General features: G+C 38.3%; 6 protein-coding genes. All 6 read right to left on the bottom strand.

Annotated elements, in window-relative coordinates:
* A partial coding sequence (locus tag RG565_RS08925; protein ID WP_374989852.1) for an Arm DNA-binding domain-containing protein occupies positions 1 to 306 on the bottom strand: 306 nt, incomplete at its 3' end.
* A gap of 53 nt (positions 307 to 359) precedes the next feature.
* On the bottom strand, positions 360 to 701 hold the full coding sequence (locus RG565_RS08920) for a DUF771 domain-containing protein (RefSeq protein ID WP_247937542.1): 342 nt from the start codon (positions 699 to 701) through the stop codon (positions 360 to 362).
* A 6-nt stretch (positions 702 to 707) separates the two neighbouring features.
* Positions 708 to 1,319 carry a replication protein gene (locus tag RG565_RS08915; protein WP_247937541.1) on the bottom strand — a complete coding sequence of 204 codons (612 nt, stop codon included), beginning with the start codon at positions 1,317 to 1,319 and terminating at the stop codon, positions 708 to 710.
* Between the two features lie 241 nt (positions 1,320 to 1,560).
* A complete protein-coding gene (locus RG565_RS08910; protein ID WP_003029562.1) occupies positions 1,561 to 2,142 on the bottom strand; it encodes a hypothetical protein in 582 nt (193 codons plus the stop codon).
* A gap of 17 nt (positions 2,143 to 2,159) precedes the next feature.
* Positions 2,160 to 3,314 carry a helicase HerA domain-containing protein gene (locus RG565_RS08905; RefSeq protein ID WP_247937540.1) on the bottom strand — a complete coding sequence of 385 codons (1,155 nt, stop codon included), beginning with the start codon at positions 3,312 to 3,314 and terminating at the stop codon, positions 2,160 to 2,162.
* Positions 3,311 to 3,628, bottom strand: a complete 318-nt coding sequence (locus RG565_RS08900; protein WP_373852501.1) for a hypothetical protein — start codon at positions 3,626 to 3,628, stop codon at positions 3,311 to 3,313. The genes RG565_RS08905 and RG565_RS08900 overlap by 4 nt, the downstream gene beginning before the upstream one ends.
* Positions 3,629 to 4,111 lie beyond the last annotated feature (483 nt).

Below are 4,111 nucleotides of genomic sequence, written 5' to 3'. Positions count from 1 at the left end.
GGGTGAGTCTCCAAAGTATTTTTGAATAAACTTTCCACGCAAGCGATGCTTGTTTTGTGTAGATTCCATTTTATTGAGTGGGATGATTTTTAAATGGTACCATTTTTCCCACAATTGAAAGAGACTGATGTTTTTATCAATGACCTTTCCTTGATGTAATTTAATTTCTTGGGTCAAACCTTCAATTTCAGCTTCTTTTTTGGTTTTAAATCCTGATTTTGATGTAATATAGTTTCCTTTTTTGTCAGTGATACGATAAGACCACTTCCCTTTTTTTCCTCCGCGTTGCGTAATGTATAGTGACATGATTACCTCTTTTCTAAGAAATCGATAACCAAGGTTTTATCTTGGTTATCTTATCATAATTCAAAAATTTTTGCAAAATGATCCTCGAAAAATTCTTTGGTTTTGCTTGCTAGAAAGTAATAGCGTCCGCCTTGACTATCTGGGTATTTCACAAATCCATTGCTATTTTTATAAATGTCAATTTGCTTACGAATTTCAGGCTTATAAAGCACGTTTTCGAGCAGCCATGGACGAGAGACGGAAAGAAGTTCTAAAACCTCAGAGAGCGTTAGATAATGCCCTTTTGAGGAGGTTTTTTTGAGTTCTTCATACTCGGAACTGTCAACGATAATTTTATCGGGTGGTAGTTGTATCGTAATATTTTTTAAGTCAATTTGTAGGGTGGTTGGTTTCATAGGCAGTTAGTCTGTATCCATTTCTTGGTCAATGATGGTCACGTCTTTGATGTGTTTACTCGCACGATAGCGTTTTGATTCTATAAATTTTGTAAAAAAGTAGGTACGGTTCATAATCAATGTGAGCAGGCGAGGGTCATTGTGTCTTGCATAGATTACTAGGTCTTGAAATTCGGTAAAATTGTAATCATTAATAAGGTCAATGACTTCATTGATAAAGCGCCCAGATTGTTGCTCAACGAGGAACTGATCGAGGTCAAACCCTGCACCGCTTTCAATGTCTTCAGCGTTATAAGGTGTTTTGTCTGGGTTTTGTGCATGGGTGAAATGGTCAAGCATCCCCTTTGGAGATAAGACAATTTGCACCTTTTTAGGAGTGTTTAGATTTTCGGCAAGAAGTTCTGATACTTGCGTATAGCTCTTCAAAGAATCAAAGAAGAGAGCTCCGTGTTTGTGGGCTTTTAATAGTTCACCCGTTTTTTTGTCCACATCTTGGTCATGCCACGGGCTCAAAATATAAGGGACTTGCATTTCTTCTAAAATGTCAAGATAGTTTTCGGGCGCACTTTCTTTGTAGAGAAGAAAAGCCCATTTGTTAGAACGTTTTGTTAGAGGCATAATATATCAACCTTTCTAATGATTTGATTATTGATTATTGAACTCATGGGGGTCGTAGTAACCCCCATGAGTTCCTATCACAATTTCCCGCTGATAGCGGGAACCGCCCTTCTAGCTCGGCGGCTGCGCTAGGAACAGTTACCAAGATAGAAAAGACTACGCTATTTCTATCCTGCTTCCTGTTTGAAATGGGGTGCTTTTCTGCGGCTCTTTGTCTGTTCCGACAAAGCCGCAGAAGCACCTATTTAGTGCGAGTGCCAATGGCTTGATAAACGCGGTAGCTTTCAAGCGTGAAGTCGTTAAAGCTATAGGTTGGGTCTAGTTCTGCTAGCTGACTTTTAATATCGGGCAATAACTCTTTGACCATTTTCATAGCTTTATGATTGACAGGTAACTTTATAGAAGTGATGATTTTATCTTCTTCACATTCGACTGTTAAAGACCATAAAGAACGATTGGCAAGACGCTTATCAGCAACGCTGTAAGGAATCTTATCTTGTCCGATATTCAGAGACTTTTCAGAGGTAGTATATGCAAATCTTCGGATTTTATTTGTGTAATAAAGAGATTTCCACATATTGAGTTTTTGATTTGACAACCATTTTATCGCTGTTATCCCAACAAGTAATAGGAACAGTCTCAATGCGAGAGCTAGTAGTTTGGCAGAAAGAAAAGTAAAGATATTTGTAATTATCAAAGGTGTTTGAAAAACAACTAAGCATAATTTGAGGAGAAGTCCGCCTCCGCCTGTTAGAAGTAGAGCGAAACTTAAAAGATAAAAAGTATTATAGAAATTAAAATTTTTAAAATAATATTTAAACATAATATAAATGTACCTCGTTAATACGTTGGCGTCAGTAGTGGCATAATGTGATTGTTGTGCTGATCATCTGTAAACTTGATGATACCCGTCCCGATGCCAGCTGGGACAACAATATGGTCAATATTTGCATGAGGCAATAAGAACTGCGTTGTGTTCGTGTTGATGTCGCCTAATATAATGGCGCAATTGATTTGTTCTCGAACGGCTGTATTTCCACCAAAGGCAGTTGCGTCAAAGTGTTGAGAGATGAGAATCAAGCTGACTTGTGTCTCACGCCCTAAAAGGGCAATCGTTCCAAGTAATTGAGAGAAAGTATCTCTTGCTTGCTTCGAGCTACCTTGCACTAAAGCAAGGAGTTCATCAATCACAACGTAAATCTTTGAAAATCGTGTAGTAGGATTGATGAGCAATTTTTGTTGCCGCTCATAAATCTTGTTTATCACTCGTCCTAGAAGTTCGTTGACTTCTGTAATAAAGCTATTGAGATTAGAGCCAAAGGTAGGGGATAAAACTTCTAAGTTTAGCTCTCTTCCTAGTTTGTAAATTTGAGACAATTTTGGATCAACGAGCAAGAGATGAGTAGCAGAATCAGCGTTTAAGCATCTAATTAAATATTCAGTGAATTTTGATTTTCCTGACCCTGATGAGCCGCTAACGGCTAGATGAACAATGTTGTCCATATTGAGACTGACCTTGTTTTTCATGATTGGAATGCGGTTGCTAGTTACTTCTGTAGCAATAAACTGGTCAATATTTTCAATCATTAGACGCTTTGGAATCCCATCTATCCAAGGGAAAAAGAGGGCTCGTGCGAGATTGGGCTCTTCGGGGTCATAAGGAACAAAGTAAGCACTGGTTTGCGGTAACAAAGTTTTGTAAGGGTATAAAATTCCTGAACAAATCGCATAGATTTTCATATAAAGCTGATTGTCAAGGGAGTAGGAAACGGGCAGATTTGGCAGATAGAGAAAGCCGCGGTCATTGCCAGCCAGACGAATCATAAACGAATTTGTATAGCTCGTCTCACCGTTGACATCGAGGGCATTGTTTAGGTTTCGTTGAATAAAAGTGCATAACTCATGCGGGTCACGGAAGACCCCACTAGATGCGGTTTGGTCTAGTGGGTTTCGTGACGGTTGAGCTTGCTTCTGATGTTGCATGCTGAAACTCATGATTTCACCTCATGTACTTCATCAGCACGGAAGTAGATATTGTAACGAACTTCGCAGGCTTCTAAGTTGTCAAAGTTGACGGCAGATAAGTAGCTTGGCAGCGCAATCTTTTTAGCGAATTTCACCGTAAAAGGTGGCAGCCCTTCTTGCGTGAACCAAGCGCGATAAGCTACAATCTCATCTGTACGATGATTATTTTCAAAACGATATTGCGGTTCTAGCTCTGTACTCAAGAGATAAATATCTTTGTTTGAATCAAGTGTATGATTAGCGAGTTCTGAACTATAACCAGATTGAGTGATTTTCCTCATAATAAGAAAATCTTCCTTTCTATTGAGTGCTTAGGACAGAATGTCCTTCTAAAGGACTAGCTCCCCTTTCCTTTGACGCTAAAAAAAATATAAAAAAACGTCTTCATCTATCATGATAAGACGAGGAAAGGAGAGCATAGTAAGTGGACTGTTGGCATGCCATGTAGCTCGGTTTAACGTCATGAGCTGGACGCAGGAGGGACATAAACTATTTGTAATGAATTTGTAACTTGACAAGTTGGTGAAATCATCTTATAATTCCCTTTAGGGAAATACGATGTAGGGTGACGATAGAATCTATATATATATATATATAATTTTTTTTAACAAAGATATTGTTTTTGTATCTATGATGAATCAGAACTTATTAAAACTTTTACTCTCCATTCATTGATTTAGCGCAAGCTTTGTTGGGCGACTTGAGCCCAACAAAAAAAGTATGGGTACTCTACCCATACTAAATTCAATATCTCTGTTTTTATTAGT

This window comes from Streptococcus sp. IsoGale021 (assembly GCF_031142795.1).
Taxonomy (GTDB): domain Bacteria; phylum Bacillota; class Bacilli; order Lactobacillales; family Streptococcaceae; genus Streptococcus; species Streptococcus hominis.
This window is presented reverse-complemented; position numbering and strand designations above follow the sequence as displayed.